The sequence below is a fragment of the Halorientalis regularis genome, assembly GCF_023698535.1.
Taxonomy (GTDB): Archaea; Halobacteriota; Halobacteria; order Halobacteriales; family Haloarculaceae; genus Halorientalis; species Halorientalis regularis.
In genome coordinates, this window is sequence record NZ_JALJCL010000008.1 from 27,906 (window position 1) to 47,485 (window position 19,580).

The 19,580-nt window shown below is 66.5% G+C and carries 20 protein-coding genes and 1 pseudogene; 6 read left to right on the forward strand and 15 right to left on the reverse strand.

All coding sequences use genetic code 11. The annotated features are described in order from the left end of the window. The first annotated feature begins 119 nt into the window (after window positions 1-119). Window positions 120-596 (forward strand): cupin domain-containing protein, encoded by a 477-nt coding sequence (locus MU521_RS11505; RefSeq protein ID WP_092695530.1) that lies wholly within the window; start codon window positions 120-122, stop codon window positions 594-596. 32 nt (window positions 597-628) lie between these two features. Here the strand turns inward: MU521_RS11505 and MU521_RS11510 are convergent, their stop codons facing one another. The 5 genes from MU521_RS11510 to MU521_RS11530 all read right to left on the reverse strand — a co-directional run bounded on the left by MU521_RS11510 (window position 629) and on the right by MU521_RS11530 (window position 3,671). Beyond that, complete coding sequence (locus MU521_RS11510) at window positions 629-1,015, reverse strand: hypothetical protein (protein WP_092695532.1); 387 nt, start codon at window positions 1,013-1,015, stop codon at window positions 629-631. Between the two features lie 10 nt (window positions 1,016-1,025). After that, the gene (locus tag MU521_RS11515) at window positions 1,026-2,180 is read right to left on the reverse strand and encodes a transposase (RefSeq protein WP_250864795.1); all 1,155 of its coding nucleotides are present in this window, start codon (window positions 2,178-2,180) and stop codon (window positions 1,026-1,028) included. A gap of 1 nt (window position 2,181) precedes the next feature. Further along, on the reverse strand, window positions 2,182-2,571 hold the full coding sequence (tnpA, locus tag MU521_RS11520) for an IS200/IS605 family transposase (protein WP_250864796.1): 390 nt from the start codon (window positions 2,569-2,571) through the stop codon (window positions 2,182-2,184). Window positions 2,572-2,591: 20 nt separating this feature from the next. Then, a complete protein-coding gene (locus MU521_RS11525; protein WP_139171126.1) occupies window positions 2,592-2,930 on the reverse strand; it encodes a hypothetical protein in 339 nt (112 codons plus the stop codon). A 174-nt stretch (window positions 2,931-3,104) separates the two neighbouring features. Beyond that, on the reverse strand, window positions 3,105-3,671 hold the full coding sequence (locus tag MU521_RS11530; RefSeq protein ID WP_092693159.1) for a helix-turn-helix transcriptional regulator: 567 nt from the start codon (window positions 3,669-3,671) through the stop codon (window positions 3,105-3,107). 146 nt (window positions 3,672-3,817) lie between these two features. Here MU521_RS11530 and MU521_RS11535 point away from each other — a divergent pair, with 146 nt between their 5' ends. Both MU521_RS11535 and MU521_RS11540 read left to right on the forward strand, forming a co-directional pair. Then, entirely contained in the window at window positions 3,818-4,534 is a 717-nt protein-coding gene (locus MU521_RS11535) for a hypothetical protein (protein ID WP_092693158.1), read from the forward strand. A 75-nt stretch (window positions 4,535-4,609) separates the two neighbouring features. After that, window positions 4,610-4,858: a hypothetical protein gene (locus MU521_RS11540; protein ID WP_092693156.1), complete on the forward strand. Its 249-nt coding sequence runs from the start codon at window positions 4,610-4,612 to the stop codon at window positions 4,856-4,858. A 1-nt stretch (window position 4,859) separates the two neighbouring features. Here the strand turns inward: MU521_RS11540 and MU521_RS11545 are convergent, their stop codons facing one another. Next, a complete protein-coding gene (locus tag MU521_RS11545) occupies window positions 4,860-5,186 on the reverse strand; it encodes a DUF8022 family protein (protein WP_092693154.1) in 327 nt (108 codons plus the stop codon). Next, complete coding sequence (locus tag MU521_RS11550; RefSeq protein WP_092693152.1) at window positions 5,167-6,717, reverse strand: acyl-CoA carboxylase subunit beta; 1,551 nt, start codon at window positions 6,715-6,717, stop codon at window positions 5,167-5,169. Before MU521_RS11550 ends, MU521_RS11545 begins: the two co-directional genes overlap by 20 nt. A gap of 123 nt (window positions 6,718-6,840) precedes the next feature. On the opposite strand from MU521_RS11550, the gene MU521_RS11555 reads away from it, so the two are divergent. Next, window positions 6,841-7,719 (forward strand): isocitrate lyase/PEP mutase family protein, encoded by an 879-nt coding sequence (locus MU521_RS11555; RefSeq protein WP_092693150.1) that lies wholly within the window; start codon window positions 6,841-6,843, stop codon window positions 7,717-7,719. A gap of 72 nt (window positions 7,720-7,791) precedes the next feature. Further along, window positions 7,792-8,223: pseudogene (locus MU521_RS11560) on the forward strand (universal stress protein); the annotation flags it as partial. A gap of 48 nt (window positions 8,224-8,271) precedes the next feature. On the opposite strand, the gene MU521_RS11565 reads toward MU521_RS11560, so the two are convergent. From MU521_RS11565 to acs (MU521_RS11595), 7 genes are all read right to left on the reverse strand, one after another. Continuing rightward, window positions 8,272-8,487, reverse strand: coding sequence for a DUF8119 family protein (locus MU521_RS11565; RefSeq protein ID WP_245681189.1), 216 nt, complete (start codon window positions 8,485-8,487; stop codon window positions 8,272-8,274). Between the two features lie 64 nt (window positions 8,488-8,551). After that, on the reverse strand, window positions 8,552-9,037 hold the full coding sequence (locus tag MU521_RS11570) for a universal stress protein (RefSeq protein ID WP_092693147.1): 486 nt from the start codon (window positions 9,035-9,037) through the stop codon (window positions 8,552-8,554). Window positions 9,038-9,041: 4 nt separating this feature from the next. Further along, window positions 9,042-10,721 (reverse strand): VC_2705 family sodium/solute symporter, encoded by a 1,680-nt coding sequence (locus tag MU521_RS11575; RefSeq protein ID WP_092693145.1) that lies wholly within the window; start codon window positions 10,719-10,721, stop codon window positions 9,042-9,044. Continuing rightward, complete coding sequence (locus tag MU521_RS11580) at window positions 10,718-11,179, reverse strand: DUF4212 domain-containing protein (RefSeq protein ID WP_092693144.1); 462 nt, start codon at window positions 11,177-11,179, stop codon at window positions 10,718-10,720. The genes MU521_RS11575 and MU521_RS11580 overlap by 4 nt, the downstream gene beginning before the upstream one ends. 109 nt (window positions 11,180-11,288) lie before the next feature. Continuing rightward, window positions 11,289-13,268: an acetate--CoA ligase gene (gene acs / locus MU521_RS11585; protein ID WP_092693142.1), complete on the reverse strand. Its 1,980-nt coding sequence runs from the start codon at window positions 13,266-13,268 to the stop codon at window positions 11,289-11,291. 243 nt (window positions 13,269-13,511) lie between these two features. Beyond that, complete coding sequence (locus MU521_RS11590) at window positions 13,512-15,335, reverse strand: bacterio-opsin activator domain-containing protein (RefSeq protein WP_092693140.1); 1,824 nt, start codon at window positions 15,333-15,335, stop codon at window positions 13,512-13,514. A 124-nt stretch (window positions 15,336-15,459) separates the two neighbouring features. Beyond that, window positions 15,460-17,424, reverse strand: a complete 1,965-nt coding sequence (gene acs / locus MU521_RS11595; RefSeq protein WP_092693138.1) for an acetate--CoA ligase — start codon at window positions 17,422-17,424, stop codon at window positions 15,460-15,462. Window positions 17,425-17,531: 107 nt separating this feature from the next. On the opposite strand from acs (MU521_RS11595), the gene MU521_RS11600 reads away from it, so the two are divergent. Continuing rightward, window positions 17,532-18,152 carry a uracil-DNA glycosylase family protein gene (locus tag MU521_RS11600; protein ID WP_092693137.1) on the forward strand — a complete coding sequence of 207 codons (621 nt, stop codon included), beginning with the start codon at window positions 17,532-17,534 and terminating at the stop codon, window positions 18,150-18,152. Here the strand turns inward: MU521_RS11600 and MU521_RS11605 are convergent, their stop codons facing one another. Continuing rightward, the gene (locus MU521_RS11605) at window positions 18,153-19,550 is read right to left on the reverse strand and encodes a sodium-dependent transporter (RefSeq protein WP_092693135.1); all 1,398 of its coding nucleotides are present in this window, start codon (window positions 19,548-19,550) and stop codon (window positions 18,153-18,155) included. Window positions 19,551-19,580: the final 30 nt, after the last annotated feature.

The window sequence follows — 19,580 nt, forward strand, 5'->3', positions numbered from 1 at the left end:
TACCGCGAGTTGGGCCTTAAAGGTATGCGACCACGGCAGTCCCGCCGCTATCCTCGCGTCGTGGTACCACTCGGAGTTTGCGCACGTTTAACATGGTGACTGTCCACCGCTCCTCTACGATGAAACACGTGACAGTCGACGACCTCGACACCGTCCCGCACCCGCTGGACGCCACCGAGGGCGCGCGGGCACTGGCCGACGCGCTCGGAACGACCGACGTGGCGATGAACCACTACACGCTGGCCCCCGGCGAGGCCCCGGACGGCGGCTACCACACCCACCTCGATCAGGAGGAGATCTTCTACGTGCTTGAGGGCACCGTGACCTTCGACACCGAAGACGGGTCACAAGACGTCGCTGCCGGCGAAGTCGTTCGCTTCGCACCCGGCGACTACCACCACGGCGAGAACAAGAGCGACGAGCAGGCCGTGGTGCTGGCCATCGGCGCGCCCGGCAAGCGCCACGACTGGGACCAGCTCCGTGTACCGGTCCCCTGCCCGAACTGTGAGGACGTGGACGCGATGGGTGTCGACATCGCGGCCAGCGACCAGGGCGGCCTGCGCTGTCCCGAGTGCGACGAGACGATGCGCGTCTGAAAAAATGGAGGGGTGACAGGTCGGGGGGCGACTTACTCGTCGGCCGTCGCGTTCCCAGTGTCGATCCGGAAGACCTCCGCGTCGGACATCGCGTTTTCGACCTCGACGGAGAAGGTCCCGTCCGCGCCGCGTTCGAGCGAGTCCTCGTCCAACTCGATCCGGACGGACTGATCGGCCGTGTAGGTGCGGTTACGGTCCGTGCTCGCCTCGCTGTCGTTCACGTCGTACTCGTCACCGTCCGCGGAGACGGTGCCGTTCTCTCCGAGGTCGATCGAGACCGCGTTCGAGGCGTTGAGTCGGACCGGTTCCTCCACGGTGGTGACGGTCCCCGTCTCGGGGTCGACGGTGGCGACCACGCGCGTGTCGTCGGGCGCGTCGGCAGGGGCGACGTCAACGTTGATCGTCCCGTCGTCTGACATCCTCCCACGGCTAAAGCCGTGGGGTTCCCCCACTGGGGGTTGAACCCACGGAAACGGAGAGGTTCGCAGGTTCGTCGTCGCGTTGGACGATGACCTGCGTTTCGGGCTGTGCCAGTACAGCCCCCGCCTCGGACAGCGGTTTCGAGAACTTGCCCAAGGCTCGTTTGCCGATGTTCAGCGCACCGTTCTTGTCGGCGTTGTCGTCCAGCCCACACTCAGGACACTCAAAGCGCCCCTGCGTCTCTCGGACGCCCTCGCAGGCACACCGGTTGCACGTTTTCGACGTGTCGTATTCTTTGACCAACTGTACGTCGATGCCTGCGTCGTGGGCTTTGTACTCGATGTAGTTGAGCAGGCGAGCGAACGGCATCTTGTGGGTCTTGTCGTTGACGTACTGTCCCTTGTCGTTGTCCTTGCGAATCCCGCCGAGGTCGCCCACGGCGATGAGTGCGTTCCGTTCTTCGGCGTCCTCCACGATTTGCCGAGCAATCTTGTGGAGGCGGTCGTCCACCTTCCGCGCTTCCGCGTCACCGATACGCTCGACCACCTGCTGTCCCTGTCGGGGTTTCGCTTTCCCAATGGACTTCCGCAGTTGCTTGTAGTGTTCGCGGATACGGCGCACTTTCTCGCCGTAGAAGGTGGTTTTGCGGTCAGAGAGGAACGCGCAGGTAGCGACCCACCGTGCGCCCATGTCGATAGCCAATACGTCGTCGTACTCGTCTTGGACGGTCACAGACCGTTTGACGACGAGATGGACGTACCAGTCACCGTCACGGCGCACCAGTTCGCTGTCCCGAATGTCGCCCGTTCGGACGAGTTGTTTGTCCTTATGCGGAACGTGGGCGGGACACCAGATGGAGTTGCCCCGTCCACGCTCGGGGTCGTAGACAGGGATTTTGACCCACCACGACGAGAGAACGGTGTCCTCGTCGTAGGACACGTCGAACACGTCGTTGCGGAGGACGACAGGCTGTTCGGTGTCGGGGTTCGGGTCTTTCTGTCGCTGGACTTTCGATGCCTGCTGGTCGGTCGCGGAGTAGAGGGTGGCGTCTCCACCGTGTACCTCGGTCTGGAACGCCTCGTACTCACGGGCGAGCAGGTCGGCTTTCCTGTTGGTCAACGAGTGGAGTTTGACCCGCACCGTGGTTGAGACGGTCCGTTGCATACTACTCACCTGCTTGGGCGTCGATGTACTCTTCGATGACTTCGCTGGATACGTCGCCCGCACTTGAGACGAAGTACGAGCGCGTCCACAGCGATGGGAGGCCGAAGTCGAACTCGTCGCGGAGGTGGCGCGAGGAGTAGCCTTTGACCTGTTGTATGATTTTGTTCGGGGCGAGCGTCGGGTCGCCCGTGATGAACAGGTGTACGTGGTCGGGGCGAATCGCCAACTTCAGTATCTCTAACCCGAGTTCGTTGGCTTTCTCCTCGATGAGTTCTTCGAGACAGTCACGTACTTCGCCCTCAAGCACCGATTTGCGGTACTTCGGACACCAGATGAAGTGGTACTGGAGTTTGTGGATGTTGGTACGTTCCCTGTCGAACCCACGAGGCATCGTCAGTATATAGAAACCACTCACCTGAAGATGTTACGCAGGCATCCAACCCCAACCGTGCCTACGAGCGTGGAAAGATTCCCAGTTGTCGGCTTCATCCCACCCGTGAACGGGTGGGCTTTCGCCTCGCTACCGCTGTAACTCCGGACCTCGTCGTCGGCCCAGGCCGTCTCGACGGCTCGGTCGACGGCGTCGTCGCTCACGTCGCCGGGATTGATCACGTCGACGGTGTGGTTGGCTGGCAGTGCATCGGCCGACTGCGTGTCGGCGCTCGGCGCGTCCAGCGTCGCAGCCACGACACCGCTCGCCCCGACGGCGAGCAGTGTCACGGCCACGAGCGTGAATAGGTTGCGTCGCATTGTTGTATGCCGGCGAGCCGGGGCAGGCGTCGGGAGCCGCGTCAGCGGGGACCGCCCGTCGCCCCGGCTCGCCTCGGTCACACGTTGGCTGAAAGACTTCATAGTCGTTTATTGGGAAGTGCCGCGGAAAGCGTTCGGAAGCCGTTATACGGCCGTTTCAGGTGATTCGCGACGCTACGTGAGACGCACCGTGTTCCCCAGTCCATCCCGCGTTCGCTCCACGAGCCCGCGGTGTTCGAGTTTGTCGAGGGTGCGGCTGACCGTCGCCTTCGAGAGGTCCGTCTCCTCGACGAGTGTCCGCTGGGGCAGTTCCCCGTCGGCCTCGATCAGCAACTCGTAGATCGTCGCCTGGTTGTTCGCGAGCCCACCGAGCGTCTCCTGCCACCGTTCCTCGGGTGTCGCCCCACCGTCGCCTCCCCGTGGCGGGTCGGGCTCGACGCCGCCGTTGGCGATGGGTTGCGGCCGTGCGTCCTCGACCGGCGAGCGTGGCGGGTCCGGGTCCGTCCGGGCACCGACGAGGAGGTACGTGCCGCTAGCGCCACAGACGACGGCCGCGACCGCGACGACTGCCACTTCGCTGTAGGTGAAGTACTGCCCGACCGTGGTCGTCTCCGCTCCGGTCTCGCCGACGGAGACCATCACCGGCGACGGCGTGATCAGCTGGACGGCCAGCACGAGGACGGCGGCGACGAAGACCACCGCCGCGAACAGGTGCGTCCGCTGGAGGGGCCGCAGATCCATGCGTAGTCGTTCCGCCAGCGACACTTTATTCCTACCGATCCATACAGCCGGTAGCAGGCCTGAAACAGGCTTGAAACGCGTTTCGAACCAGTTTCGGAGGGGTTTCACCCCGGTCTTGATGTAGTCTTTCACCGAAGATTACACCGATGCACGCGACCGTTCGCTCGCGTCTGTTCGCGCTCGGTGCTCTCGCCGTCCTCGGCCTCGGACTGGCCGGAGCCGGCACCGCGTTCGGCCTGACCGAACCGCTCTCACAGATGGGGTCGCCGGCCGAATTCGTCGTGGCCGACGGTAACGTCACGCTCTCGGCCGACGGCGAATCGACGACGCTCGTCGAAAACGTGTCCGACGTGCGAGCAGTGACGATCGAGGAGACCGGCGACGGCCAGTTCACGGTACGGACCCGGGAGGAGCGACCACTGACGGTCGCGGAACGGGAGCGAGCCCGGTCGGTCGCACTGGCCAACGAGACGCTCCGGCAGAAACTCGACGCGATGCCGGCATACGAACTGTCAGTCGATCCCATTCAGAAGCTGAACGCCACCGCTGTCGACCAGATATCGCTCGACAGCGCCGATTCCGGCGACGGCAGCGGCGAGTTCACCGTCGAATCGACAGGGAACAGCGGCGATGGGTCCGTCACCATCGTCCGTGACCCCACCTACGTCGAGGGGCGGGCGGTCGTCCGGGTCCGCCGGCCCGACATGACCCATCCGGCGGATCTGAAGTACACGGCCGACGTGAACCTGACGAGCGGGACCGTGACGGACATCACGGACTGGGACGCGATTCGACGCGAGCCGGAGTCGACGGGCGAGAGCCGCGAGCTGAACGGGACGACGATTACCGTCGACGGGTCATAGACCCGCGTGACGGTGTCTACAATCTCTGTTTGACCTTTCAGAGAGCTTATACTGACGACCGACGAACCGGCTGTCGTGTCCGATTCACCACCCATCCCACCGGCGCAGTCGGTATCGACCTACGTCGAAGAAGGTGCTCGTATCGCCGCGATATTGCTGGTCTGGGGGATCATCTCTCTCTTTTTCGCGTTCGGGTTGACCGAGGTCGGCGTCTTCGGCCGTGTCTTCTGGGTGCTGGGCGGCGTGTTCGCGCTCGCTGGCCTGCTCAACGCCGTCGCGTACGTCCTGTTCCGGACGGTCGATTACTGGCACGCACAGGCCTGACTCACATCCGATCCGTGCGACCCGCGGCCGTCCACGGGTCTTCGGGCGCGTCGGTCGGCACGCGCACCGAGCGCTGCCGTTTGCGCGCCACTTTGCTGGCGAACTCCCACTTGCCGTCGGCCCAGTTGGGGCCGTCGTCGCCGTCGGCCGCGGCCGCTGCGGCGAGTTCCTGGTCGCGCATGTGCGCGCCGATGGCGGCGGCGACGGCGGCCGCTTCGTCGGCGTTCGCGTCGTCCGCCAGCGCCGCTTCGACGGCGGCGAGTAGCGCTTCCTCGCCGACCTCGGCCGGTGCGTTCTCGTCGGCCATCTCAGAGCGGGATGTTGCCATGTTTGCGGTCGGGCGTGTTCTTGCGTTTCCCCCGGATCATCTCCAGGTCGGTGATGAGTCGGGCGCGCGTCTCTTTCGGTTCCAGCACGTCGTCGACGAAGCCGCGCTCGGCGGCCGTGTACGGGTTGGCGAAGGCGTCGCGGTACTCGTCGATAAGTTCCTGCCGGCGGGCCTCCACGTCCTCCGCACTCGCCAGTTCGTCGTCGTAGAGGACGTTCACCGCGCCCTTGGGCCCCATCACGGCGATCTCGGCCGTCGGCCAGGCGTAGTTCATGTCCGCCTCGACGTGCTTCGAGGCCATCACGTCGTAGGCACCGCCGTAGGCCTTCCGTGTGATCACCGTCAGCAGCGGCACCGTCGCCTCGGAGTAGGCGTAGAGCAGCTTCGCGCCGTGTTTGATGATCCCGTCGTGTTCCTGATCCGTGCCGGGCATGAACCCTGGCACGTCCACGAACGTGAGGATGGGGATGTTGAAGGCGTCACAGAAGCGGACGAAGCGTGCGCCCTTGACCGAGGCGTCGATGTCCAGCGTCCCCGCGTTGACGTGGGGGTTGTTCCCGACGATGCCGACCGAGTGGCCGTCCATCCGGGCGAAGCCGATGGTGAGGTTGCGCGCGAACTGCTCGGCGACCTCGAAGAAGGACCCCTCGTCGACGATGCTATCGACGACGTTTCGCATGTCGTAGGGCTTCTGGGGCTGGTTGGGCACGATGTCCATCAGGTCGTCGGGTTCACGTTCGGGGTCGTCCCACGGCTCCACGCGGGGCGGGTCCTCGACGTTGTTCTGCGGGAGGAAGGAGAGCAGGTAGGCGATGTCGTCCAGCGCCTCCTCCTCGGCCTGGGCCGTGAAGTGCGAGACGCCCGATTCCGTGGCGTGGGTCTGTGCGCCGCCGAGTTCCTCGAACCCGACCTCCTCGCCCGTGACCGTCTCGATCACGTCCGGGCCGGTGATGAACATGTGACTGGTGTCCTGGACCATCATGATGAAGTCCGTGATGGCCGGGGAGTAGACCGCCCCGCCAGCGCAGGGGCCCATGATCGCCGAGATCTGCGGGACGACGCCGGAGGCGAGCTGGTTACGGTGGAAGATATCGGCGTAGCCTGCCAGCGAGTCGATGCCCTCCTGGATGCGCGCGCCGGCCGAGTCGTTGAGACCGATGATCGGACAGCCGGTCTCGATGGCCTTGTCCATGATCTTGCAGACCTTCTGGGCGAACGCTTCGCCCAGCGAGCCGCCCATGACGGTGAAGTCGTGGGCGAAAACGAAGAGCTTCCGGCCGTCGACCTCGCCGTAGCCGGTGACGACGCCGTCCCCGGGCATCTCCCGCTCGTCCATGTCGAAGTTCGTCGAGCGGTGTTCCCGGAGGGTGTCGATCTCGTTGAACGTGCCGTCATCGAGGAAGTACTCGATGCGCTCGCGGGCGGTCATCTTCCCACGTTCGTGTTGAGCCTCGATGCGCTCCTCGCCGCCGCCGAGTTCGGCCTCGCGCTTGCGCTCGCGGAGTTCCTCGACGCGGTCCTCTATCGTCATCGCGTATCACGTCCCCGTACGTCCATACTGCGTGTGAACACGAAGGGGTGCGAAAAATGTTTTCCGACCTCGGCACGGTTCGGGACCGCCAACGATTAGGCGACGACACACCCCCGTCCGAGTATGACAGCACGACCCCCGGCCGAGCGGATCCGGGACCTGATAGACGGCGACGGGATCGTCGCCCTGCCGGGCGTTCACGACGCACTCTCGGCCCGACTGGCCGAACGGGCCGGCTTCGAGGCCGTCTTCACCTCCGGGTTCGGCATCGCCGCCTCGACGCTCGGGCTCCCCGACCTCGGGATGATGTCGATGGCCGAGAACGTCGAGCGGATCGACCGGATCGCCGGCAGCGTCGACGTGCCGCTCGTGGCGGACGCGGACACTGGCTACGGATCGGCGGTGAACGTCCGGCGGACGGTCGGAGAGTGTCTCGACGCCGGCGTCGCGGGAGTCATCCTCGAGGACCAGGAGTGCCCCAAACGCTGTGGCCACATGGACGAGAAACGTGTCGTGCCGGCCGCCGAGGGGGTCCAGCGGATTCGGGCCGCCGCCGACCTGCGCGCGGAACGCGACGAGGAGCTGGTGATCGTCGGCCGCACTGACGCTCGCGCGGTCCACGGACTGGCCGACGCCATCGAGCGGGGCCGTGCCTACGCCGAGGCCGGCGCGGACGTGGTGTTCGTCGAAGCACCGGAATCGCGGGCGGAACTGGAGCGCATCGCCGGCGAAATCGACGCACCGACGTTCGCCAACGTGGTCGACGGCGGGAAGACACCGGAACTCTCGGCGGGCGAGCTGGACGAGATCGGGTTCGACATCGCCGTCTATCCGCTGTCGGCGCTGTTCGCGGCCACCGAGGCGATGCAGGACGCCTACGAAACCCTGGCCGAGACGGGGACGACCGACTCCGTCGACGGCGTCTCCTTCGAGGCCTTCGAGGACGTGGTCGACGCCGACGGCTACCGGGCGCTAGAGCGCCAGTACACGCCGGAGGAGTGACACTGCGGACAGATTCGGCCCGGAGACCGAACCCGTTCCCAGTGTTCCGGAACAGTGTTCTTGGATTGAGTCATGTGGTCGCGTATTTTTTCGTGTACGTACGAGACCGTACTCCTGCCGACGGACGGAAGCGAGGTCGCCGCCGGGGCGGTCGAACACGCAATCGACGCCGCGACGCGCCACGACGCGACCGTGCACGTCCTCTACGTGGTCGACGAGAACGTCGCCAACGCCGCACCCGGGCTGGCGATGGGTGAGATCAGCGAACAACTCGAAGACGAGGGCGAGCGAGCGGTCGCGGAGCTGACGGAGGAGATCAGTGCGGCCGGACTCGACACGGAGACAGCCATCCGGGTCGGCGCGCCGGACGAAGAGATACTCCGGGACGTCGACGAAGTCGACGCCGATCCGGTGACGATGGGCTCGACCGGCAAACGGATCGTCGAACGCGAGCGCGTCGGGAGCGTCACGGACGCGCTCGTCAGAAAGGCGAACGTTCCCGTGCTGGCTGTGCCCCGGGCCGAAGACGACGCCAGCGGCCTTCGAACCGCCCTACTGTTGTGCGCGCGCCATCTTCAGCGACCAGAAGAAGCCGAAGTAGGCCACGATACCGGCGAGCATGAACATGTAGTAAGCCCACTGCGGGCCGTCGACGAAGTTGAAGAACACTTCGACGACCGTCACCCACACGAGCGCGAACACGAGGTCGGTCACCATCCCGGAGCGGTGCTCGCGGACGTGGTCGCTGATCCGGTCGACGATGCTCATCGCCGGTCACCTCGCGTCGGTCGCGTGTCGTGTGGACTCATGCTCGTGAATTGGGACGGGAGTGCTATTCCTCTTCCGCCGCTTCGGTTTCCGCCTCGCCGTGGGCGTCCACGACGAGGACGGGCAGTCGAGTCCGGCGCAGGACCTTTTCGGTGACGCTCCCGAGGATGACCCGGGAGAGTCCGGATCGGCCGTGTGACCCCATGACGACGAGGTCGATGTCGTTGTCCGCGACGAACTGCCGGATGGCCCGAGCGGGTTCGCCGACGCTGATGTGTTCCTCGACGGCCAGCCCGTGTTCTTCGGCGGCGTCGGCGACGTAGCCCGTCGCTTCGTCGGCCTCCGCCTTCACTTCGGGCATGTCGTCGAGGTGGCCCTGCCGGATCCGGTCGACCTGTTCGCTGCCCAGCGAGTAGCTGGTGGCGTCCACGTCCACGACGTACAGGACGTGAACGGTCGCGTCGTACTTCGCGGCGATGTCGACCGCCTGGTCGACCGCACGCCGTGACGTTTCGCTGCCGTCGGTCGGGACGAGGATGTTGTCGTACATTGCTCTAGTCGTCCGCGGGGGTCTGGCCCCCGTCGGTGCTCACGACGTCTTCCGCGGTCTGTTGCTGGCCCATCGGTTCCGGGCTGTGACACTGTCGAACCATCTTCTTCGTCTTTTCCGGTGGTTCTTCGGTCGCCAGCGAGACGACGATGGTGACGACGAAGACGACCGGCGTGCCGACCAGCGCCGCGCCAATCGGCGGGACGAATTGTGCGTAGACCGGCACGATGGCGTTCGTCGAGCCGCCAGCGGCCTCGGCCAGGAAGCCGACGTACTTCGGCAGGACGCTGTTGATGATCGAGGTGATCCAGATGAACAGGCCGATGCTCATGCCGGCCAGTGCGCCCTGGCGGTTGGTGTTCTCCCACCACAGACCGAGGAAGAACATCGGGAACAGCACGATGCCGGCCAGCGAGAACGCGTAGGCGACCAGTTCGCCGATGAGCGCCGGTGGGTTGAACGCGGTGACGGTCACCAGCGCACCGATGGCGACGATGGTCGCTCGCCCGATGAGAACCTGCTGGCGCTGGGTCGCGTCGGGGTTGACGAGTTCGCTGTAGATGTCGTGTGCGACGGCCGACGAAGCCGTGATGAACAGCCCGGCGGTCGTCGCGATGGCCGCGGCCATCGCACCGGCCGCGACGAAGCCGACGAGCCACTGCGGCAGGGCGGCGAACTGGGCCGCCAGCACGACGATCACGTCACCTTCCGCACCGGACATCGCGGCGGAGCCGCTGTAGACTGCGTCCGGAGTGATGTTGTTGACCGCGGCGAACAGGTCGACGCCGAGCGCGGCCATCGCGGGGGCCGACCAGTACAGGAGCATGATGAAAAACAGGCCCCAGACGGTCGACCAGCGGGCGGTCCGCTCGCTCTCGACGGTGTAGAACCGCACCAGGACGTGTGGGAGGCCACACGTGCCGAAGATCAGCGAGAACGCGGTCGCGATCCAGAGGTAGTAACTGCTCCCGCCCTCGGTGAACGGTTCGGAGAACTGCCGTGCGAGTTCGTCGATCATGGCCCCGTACTGGATCTGAGGCAGGACCATGCCTCGCGAACTCCAGCCGACGGCGAAGACGCCGACGAGGAACGCGAGGATGAGGATGACGTACTGGACGGCCATGTTCTTGGTCGCGCCCATCATCCCGGAGATCGCCAAGTAACCGACCGTGATCGCCATCATCACGACGATCATCGGGATGATGTCGAGACCGAAGACGTACTGGCCGACCAGCCCCATCCCGCGGGCCTGGCCGACGGAGTAGACGTACGCGATCAGCAGCGTCGTGAACGCCGCCAGCGCGCGTGCGGTCGGTGAGTTGAACCGGTCCCCGACGAAGTCGGGTGCGGTGTACTTCCCGAACCGGCGCATCTGCGCGGCCAGGAAGATCAGCAGGACGAAGTAGCCGGTCGTCCAGCCGATGATGAACGCCAGGCCGTAAAAGCCCGCGAGGGCGACCAGCCCGGCGAGACCGAGATACGACGCGGCCGACATCCAGTTAGCACCGATTGCCATGCCGTTCTCGATGTTGCCGATGCCACGGCCGGCGACCCACATGCCCTCCGTGTCGGCGACCTTGAACAGGTAGCCGATGACCAGGAACGACGCCATCATCAGGAAGACGATGGCCGCGCCGAGGGGCTTGAACGAGATGTTGAGCGCCTCTGCCTGGAGGGGTATCATTCGTCGACACCTCCGTCAGTGGCCGCGGCGTCGGGCGCGCTGGTGCCCGTCGCCGTCTCGGTGTCGATGCCGTACTTCTCGTCGAGTTTGTCACGCCGCCAGGAGTAGACCAGCGCCAGGAGCAGCGAGGCCGTCGGCGTGAAGAAGGCGACCATGAAGTAGTGGGCCGGGAAGCCCAGGATGGTCAGCGAGGTCATGGTCTCCGTCGCCAGGAAGGTCGCCGTGACCGGCGCCCAAGTCGTGAGGACCCAGACGATGAAACTGGCCCAGACCAACTTCAGGTGGTCCCGCATGAACGGGGTGCTGGGCTTGAGCAGGTTTACCTCCCTGTCGAGGTAGTCGGTCTGCCGATGATCCTCCGCGGCCTGGGTCACCGTGCCGCCGTCCGTTTCGGCTACCGGTGGCTCGTCCCCGGTCGCCGCACCGTCCGTCGAATCGTGCGTGTCTTTGTCTGTCATATTTCGGTCGTGTGATGGTGTCGTCAGTGGTTCGTGTCTGTGCGAAGGCAGGTGGGGTGAATCGTGGTGTCGTGGTGTCGCGTACGTGAGGGTGGTTGGATCGGAGTCCTCAGTCCTCGCCGACCTTGCCGGCGATGTCGTCGACGATGTCTGGGTTGCGCAGCGTGCTGGTGTTACCCAGTTCGTCGCCGTTGGCGATATCTTCGAGCAGGCGACGCATGATCTTGCCCGACCGGGTCTTCGGGAGTTCGGGCGAGAAGATGACTTCCTCGGGGCGAGCGATGGGGCCGATGGCGTCCTCGACGCCCTCGATTATCCGCTCGCGGAGGTCGTCGTCACCCTCGTAGCCGTCCTCGGTGATGACGTAGGCGTAGACCGCCTCGCCCTTGAGGTCGTGATCGCCGCCGACGACCGCGGCCTCGGCGACGCCCTCGACGCCGACGATGGCGCTCTCGACTTCCATCGTCCCGAGCCGGTGGCCCGAAACGTTGATCACGTCGTCGACGCGGCCCAGCACCGTGATGTAGCCGTCGTCGTCGATCTTCGCGCCGTCCTCGGGGAAGTAGACCCACTCGTCTGCGTCCTCGTCGGAGTACTCCTGCCAGTACTCCTCGATGAACCGCTCGTCGTTCTGGTACAGCGTCCGCAGCATGCCTGGCCAGGGCTTGTCGACGGTGAGGTAGCCGGCCTCGCCGGGCTCGACCTCGTCGCCGTTCATGTCGACGACGTTCGCGCTGATTCCGGGCAGCGGGGGCCCGGCCGACCCGGGTTTCATCTCGCCGACCCCCGGGAGCGTCGTGATCATCATGCCGCCCGTCTCGGTCTGCCACCAGGTGTCGACGACCGGGCAGGACTCGTCGCCGATGTGTTTGTAGTACCACTTCCACGCGCGGGGGTTGATCGGTTCCCCGACGGTACCGAGCAGACGCAGGCTCGACAGATCGTGCTGGTCGGGGTACTCCTTGCCCCACTTCATGAACGCCCGGATGGCGGTGGGTGCGGTGTAGAGCTGGGTCACGTCGTAGTCGTCGACGATCTCCCAGAGCCGGTCTTTGTCCGGGTAGTCCGGCGTTCCTTCGTACATCACCGTCGAGGTCCCCAGCGCGAGGGGGCCGTAAACGATGTAGCTGTGACCCGTGATCCAGCCGATGTCGGCCGAGCACCAGTAGGTGTCCTCGGGCTTGATGTCCAGCACCGCGTGGGAAGTCCACGAGACGTAGGACAGGTAGCCGCCGGTCGTGTGTTTCACACCCTTCGGCTTGCCCGTGGTGCCCGACGTGTACATCAGGAACAGCATGTCCTCGGCGTCGCGGGTTACCGGCTCGACTTCCGCGCCCGCGTGGTCTCCGATCAGGTCGTCGTAGTCGTGCTGATCGTCGTCGAGGTCGTGCTCGAGTTCGTCGCCCAGTCGGTCGACGACGACCGTCTCGACGCCGTGATCGACGCCGCCGAGTCCCTCGTCGGCCTTGTCCTTGTGGTCGAGCGGATCACCCCGGCGGTAGTAGCCGTCGCAGGTGACGAGATACTCCGAGTCGGCGGAGTTCATCCGGGTGGCGAGCGCGTCCGCCGAGAAGCCGGCGAACACGACCGAGTGCGGTGCGCCGATCCGGGCACACGCCAGCATCGCCACCGGCAGTTCCGGGATCATCGGCATGTACATCGTCACCACGTCGTCTTCCTCGACGCCGAGGTCGCGGAGCGCGGCAGCGAACTCCTGAACCTCGTCCAGCAGCTCGTCGTAGGTGTACGTGCGCGTCTCGTCGGTCGGTTCCCCGACCCACTCGATGGCGACCTCGTCGCCGCGGCCCGCCTCGACGTGGCGGTCGAGACAGTTGTACGACGCGTTGAGCTTCCCGTCTACGAACCACTCGTAGAACGGCGCGTCGCCGTCGTCGAGTACCTGATCGTACGGTTCCTCCCAGTCCAGCATATCTGCGGCCCGCTCCCAGCAGTCGGGCCAGTTCTCCGCGAACTCCTCGTAAATGGATTCGTCGGTGACGTTCGCCTGTTCGACGAACGACTCGGGCGGCTCGAAACTCTCTCCCTCCGGTAACCGGGCTTCGAGTTCACCCTCGGATTCCTCGGACATGGTCCATCATCATCATTCACGACATCACCCTAAAGAAACGGCTCTAATTATGCTAACCCGTGACGGACGCTCGACTGTCGAACTGTCGACTGAAGAGACGAACGAACGAGGGTCGCGGTCACGGAGCGTGATGAACCACCACACCGTTTTCGTGTTTCTGACGTTTCAGACTCTCTTTGCAGTGTTTTCGACACCTCCAACCGATCACTAAACAGTTAGCGACACGGCTATACTCGGCGTCGATCAGTCCTCGGCCCAGGGCGATTCGGGATCGCCGGGTCGCTGGTCGTCGGTGAAGAAGGCGGTCAGGAGCTTCTGCTGGGCGCGACGCAGGTGATTGTGGAGTGTGGGGGAGGTGATCCCGATGGCGTCAGCCAGTTCCTCGGCGGTACTGCCGCGGGGCCACTCGAAGTAGCCGGCGTGGAAGGCGGCCTGCAACACCGAAGACTGTTTCTCCGTCAGGGAATCGCGCAACGACGCGCGGAAAGCGGTCGGCGTCTCGGCCGGGCGGTCGCGCTCGCGTTTGGTCAACAGGTCCGTGTCCGGGAAGGCGTCGGTCACCGCCGTAACCAGTCGCCGTACGTCGGTTTCGGCCGAGACCTGCCCGACGACGCGTTCGGTCCCGCTCGTCGCTTCCATCTCGCCGACCGTCGCGCCGTGTTCGACCAGCGCCGTCGCCACTTCGGACCCGGAGACGATCAGTTCCAGCAGCGACTCGTCCCCGTAGTCACGCACCAGTCGCGCGTCGTCGACGGCGGCGCGGTCGGTCGCCCACGAGAGGACCTGCTCGGCACCAGCGCCCGACAGCGTCACGAAGTAGACCAGCGCGCCCGCCTCACCCGGGACGACGCCGTCCAGCGTCACGGTGCAGTCGTGTTCGCCTGACAGCCCGGCGAAAAACGAGTCCGGATCGCCGCTTTCGAAGGTGAGTTCGACGACGGTGTCGGCCAGCAGGAGTCGCCGCTGTTCGACGACGGTGATCGCCTGTCCGAGTCGCCGCCCCAGGTACGACAGCAACGCCCGCTCGCGGTCGGTCACTGGTGCCGCCGTCCCGACCCCGAGGACAGTATCGACGGACTCGCCGTTGCCCACCGGAACGACCGCCGCCGCACGGTACCCGCCCGCATCGGCGTGGTCGCGCCAGGCGGCGAAGGCCGAGTCCGACCGCACGTCCTCGGTCGTCCGCACGTCGTCCGCCGCCAGCGCCTCCCCGACAGCCCCGTCGTCGGGCGAGATGCCGTCGAGTTCGGCCCCGCCAGCCCCGGCTGCCGTCGTGACACTGATCGAATCCCCACGCTGTTGCCCGATCCACGCGACCACGTAGGGGTCGCCGTCCACGAGGTGTTCGCACGCCCGGTGTTCGATCCCATCTCGCGTCGACGCCGTCGACAGCGCGTCGGCGGCGGCCCGAATCCGCTCGAAGGCGGCGTCGAACCGGGTGCCGACGGCCGTCCCGTCGCCGACGTCCGTCCCGTCGGCACCCTCGACCAACGAGGTCCGCTCGAACGCCGCCGCCACGTCGCCCCGATCCAGGTCCGGTAGGAACCGTTCGAGGCGCTCGATACTCCCCCACCCACCGACCGTCGCGACGACGTGGGGGTCGACGCCCTCCTCGGCGAGCAGTCGGCGGGCGAAAAACTGGCGCAGCGTCCGCGAGGAGACGGATCGGAACCGCTCGTCGCCGGTCCGGTCGGCCGCTCGCTCGCCCGTCTCCGCGACGAGCATCTGCACCCGTCGGGGTGACACCGGTACCAGCCGCTCCTCGTCTTCGATATCGTTCGCGCGAACGAACTGTCGGAGGTCGTGCTCCACGTCCGGTGGGAGGTACGCCCGCCGGTCTATCCCGTCGTCCTCGTCGGGCACCGCGAGGAAGTGGTGGTCGGTGCCGTCGCGGTCGTACGTCCCCACGTCTCCGGGCCGCAAGCGGGCGATTTCCGCAGGTCGCAGACCGACCTCGCCGGCCAGCCTGACGACCAGTTCCGCGCGGAACGTCTCCGTGGCCCGCCGGAGCCGACGGTACGCCGACGGCGTCACCGTCATCCCAGTGTCGGTCTCCGCGGCACACATGTTTCGTCAGTATTCGGAAACGCGAAGCATCAATCTTGCGCCAGCAGCGCTATCGATCGGATCGAGTCGAAAACTTCCGAATCGAAACCGAATTCGTTTCGGCTATATCTACATTCCCGAAACGTTACTCCTCGTCGTCCAGCGCCGATTCGAGTTCGCCGACGACCTCCGGGTTGCGGAGCGCGCTGGTGTCGCCGAGATCCTCGTCGTGGGCGACCGATTCGAGCAGGCGTCGCATCACCTTGCCCGAGCGGGTCTTTGGCAGGTCGGGCGTGAACACGACCACGTCGGGGACGGCGATGGGGCTGATGGCCGACTCCACGGCCTCGTGGACCTGCTCGCGGAGCGCGGCTTCGCTCGCACCTTCCGCCGGACTGACGTAGGCGTAGACCGCCTCACCTTTCAGTTCGTGGGGGCCGGCGACGACTGCGGCCTCGGCGACGCCGGTCACGTCGGCGACGGCGCTCTCGATCTCCATCGTCGCGAAGCGATGGCCCGAGACGTTGAGCACGTCGTCGACCCGGCCCAGAAGCGTCACGTACCCGTCCTCGTCGACGGTCGCGCCGTCCTCGGTGAAGTAGGCCCAGTCGTAGTCGTCGAGACTCGGCCGGGTCGGCTCCCGGGCCGCGAACCAGTCCTCGTCGTGGACCATCGACAGCGGCATCCCCGGCCAGGGGTCGGTGACGACGAGGTAGCCCGACTCCCCGGGGTCGACCGGTTCGCCCTCCCCGTCGACCACGTCCGCGCCGATTCCCGGGAGTGGTCGGCCCGCCGCGCCGGGTTTCATCCGGTCGACCCCTGGCAGTGTGGAGATCATCACGCCGCCGGTCTCGGTCTGCCACCAGGTGTCGACCACCGGACACTCGCCGTTCCCGATGTGGTCGCGGTACCAGTTCCACGCGCGGGGGTTGATCGGTTCGCCGACGGTCCCCAGGAGTCGGAGACTGGACAGATCGTGCCGGTCGGGGTGTTTCTCGCCCCACTTCATGAACGCGCGAATCGCGGTCGGGGCGGTGTAGAACACGTCGACGGCGTTGCGCTCGATCAGTTCCCACACCCGGTCTTTCTCGGGATGGTCGGGTGTGCCTTCGTAGAGCATCGTCGTCGTTCCCAGCGCGAGCGGGCCGTAGACGGTGTAGCTGTGGCCCGTGATCCAGCCGATGTCGGCCGAACACCAGTAGGTGTCCTCGGGCTTGATGTCCAGCACCGCGTGGGCGGTCCAGGCGACGTGGGCGAGGTAGCCGCCGGTCGTGTGGCGCACGCCCGTCGGTTCGCCGGTCGTGCCGGAAGTGTAGATCAGAAAGAGCTGGTCGGTGGCGTCCCGGGCCACGGGCTCGACGGTCTCGCCGCGGTGGGTGGCCACCAGCTGTTCGTAGTCGTGTTCGCCCTCGGCCAGCGGCGTCCCGTCGCCCAGGCGGTCCACGACGACCGTCGTCACGTCCTGATCGAGGCCGATGGCGGCGTTGTCGGCCTTGCTCTTCTGGTGGACCGGAGCACCCCGGCGATAGTAGCCGTCACAGGTGACGAGGTACGCCGAGTCGGCGTCGTCCATCCGTTCGGCCAGCGCGTCCGCCGAGAAGCCGGCGAACACGACCGAGTGCGGTGCGCCGATCCGGGCACACGCCAGCATCGCCACCGGCAGTTCCGGGATCATCGGCAGATACAGCGTCACCACGTCGTCCTCCTCGACGCCGATATCACGGAGCGCGGCCGCGAACTCGTTGACCTCGCGGTAGAGTTCCAGATAAGAGTAGGTCCTGGACTCGCCGAGTCGTCCCTCCCAGGTCAGCGCGACCTGGTTCTTCCGCCCGTTCTCGACGTGGCGGTCGAGGCAGTTGTAGGAGGCGTTGAGTCGCCCGCCGTCGAACCAGCGGAAGGGCGGGCCCGCGCCGCCGAGTACCGCGTCGTAGGGTTCGGTCCAGGAGAGCAAATCCGCGGCCCGGTCCCAGCAGTCGGGCCAGTCCTCCGCGAACGCCTCGTAGACGCCCGGATCGGAGACGTTTGCCTGCTCGACGAACGACGGCGGGGGGTCGACGGCCTCCCCGACGGCCGCACGTGCCGACCGCTCTACCGAATCTTCGGAGGGCATCTGTCGGTCGAAACTACGGTCTAGCGCGAATAAACGTTGGCACTCGTGGCCATTAGTGAGCCGCCGCCAGGCGATTCCTTATCTCCCTGGCGGTCCAGCGAACCCGTGTGGAGAACGTCACGGACCGCCTGTCGAACCCGTTCGGGATGACCTACCCCTGCGAGCGACCGGTCCCCGGCTACGGCGACGCCAACGCGCACTTCCACGTCGTCGGCGACCACCCCGGCCTCCACGGCGGGGCCGACGCCGGCGTCCCGTTCACCGACTGCCCCGCCGCCGACCGTCTCCAGCGCGCGCTCGCGGCCGCCGACCTGCTCGCGGCGACCGGGACGCCACCCGAAGTCGCGGACACCTACCTCTCGTATCTGTACCCCTGTGCCGACGGCGACCCGGCCGACGGGGACTACGCCAGCGCCGAGCCACAGTTCGACGCGGAACTCCGGGCGATCACCGCCCACGTCCTCCTCCCGGTCGGCGAGCGCGCTATCGCCCACGTTCTGGAGACCTACACGGCTCGGCCCGCGCCCGACGACCTCGACGGCCTCCACGCGACGGAACTGCGCGGCGGTGGGTTTCTCGTCGTCCCCGTCGCGGAGCCGGCCACCTGGTCCGGCGACGACGCCGAGCGGTTGGTGGCGCGGCTCCGGGAGGTTCGGGGGAGCGATTACCGCCGCGAGGCCGATCTCGGCCGGTTCCTTCCCGGCGGCGACTCCTACTTCGTCCGGTGATCAGAACACGGACTCTGGCCGCCGAAGGGCGGCGATAGCGACACCGACGGCAAGCACGGCTCCGACCAGGAGCCCGACGGCAGGAACCGACACGCCCAGCGTGGTGGTGACGCTCGACAGCCCGGTGAACGCGAGGAACACGGGGAGTACGACGGCGATGGCGTAGAGCCACGGTCGACCGAGCGCGCGTGCCAGTCGCCCGGCACCGGACTCGTACTCCGCCAGTGCGACCCGGCCGAGGACCCAGCCGTCGAACAGGAGGACCCCGAGCAGGCCGACGGTCAACGCCAGGTTCGCCACGGTGTCGGCGAGCAGGGTGAACAGGCTCTGCGAGAGCGCGGCGATGCTCCCGGTGGCGAGGAACAGAGTCCCGACTCCGGCAGTCGCCCACGGGCGCGACACGCCCCACTCGTCGACGAGGTACGCGACCGGGACCTCAAACAGCGAGATGGCCGAGGACAGTGCCGCAAGCGTGACGACGCCGAAGAACGTCACCCCGATCACCCGGCTGTAGGGCAGGTCCGCGAAGGCACCGGCGAGGCTGATGAACAGCGCGCCGGGGCCGCCCTGTCCCGGCGGGACACCCAGCGAGAACAGAACGGGAAAGATCACCAGCCCGGCCAGCAACCCGACGAGGGTGTTGAGCCCGGCGATGATCGTCCCGTCGGCCGCCAGCGACCGATCCTCGTCGAGGTAGGAGGCGTAGGTCAGCATGACGCCAGCGCCGACCGAGAGGGTGAACAGGGCCTGTCCGGCGGCGGCCGCGGCCACGTCGACGAAGTTCGCCTGCAGGTAGCCCCAGTCCACCGAGAGGTAGAAACTGTACCCGCCGGCCGCGTTCGGGAGTGAACCCGCCCAGGCGGCGAGTCCGACCAGCAGGACGATGATACCCGGGACCATGACCGTGGTCGCCAGTTCGATGCCGCGGTCGACGCCGGCGTAGACGACGGCCGCGGTCAACAGCAGGAAGACGATATGGAACCCGACCGCGCCGAGGCCGTAGTCGATGGCCGCGAAGAACTGCTGGGGCGCGTCGAAGTACGCGCCCGTCGCACTGCCCAGCAGGTACCGGAGGACCCAGCCGCCGACCACCGAATAGAACGAGAGGACGACGACCGACGCCAGCAGGGCGATGCCGCCCATCGGCCGCCAGTTTCGCCCGCCCAGTTTCGCGAACGCGCCGATGGGGTCGCTCCGGGCCCGGCGGCCGATCACGAACTCGCCGAGCAGGCCGGGGACGCCGACCAGCACGACGAAGAGGAGATACAACAGCAGGAAGGCCGCGCCACCGTTCTCGGCGGTCAGCCAGGGGAACCGCCAGACGTTCCCGATACCGACGGCACTGCCCACGGCGGCGAGGATGAAGCCGATGCGCGTCCGCCACGATGCTCTCGTCATCAGTCGCGCCTGTAACCGGACGGCGAAAAA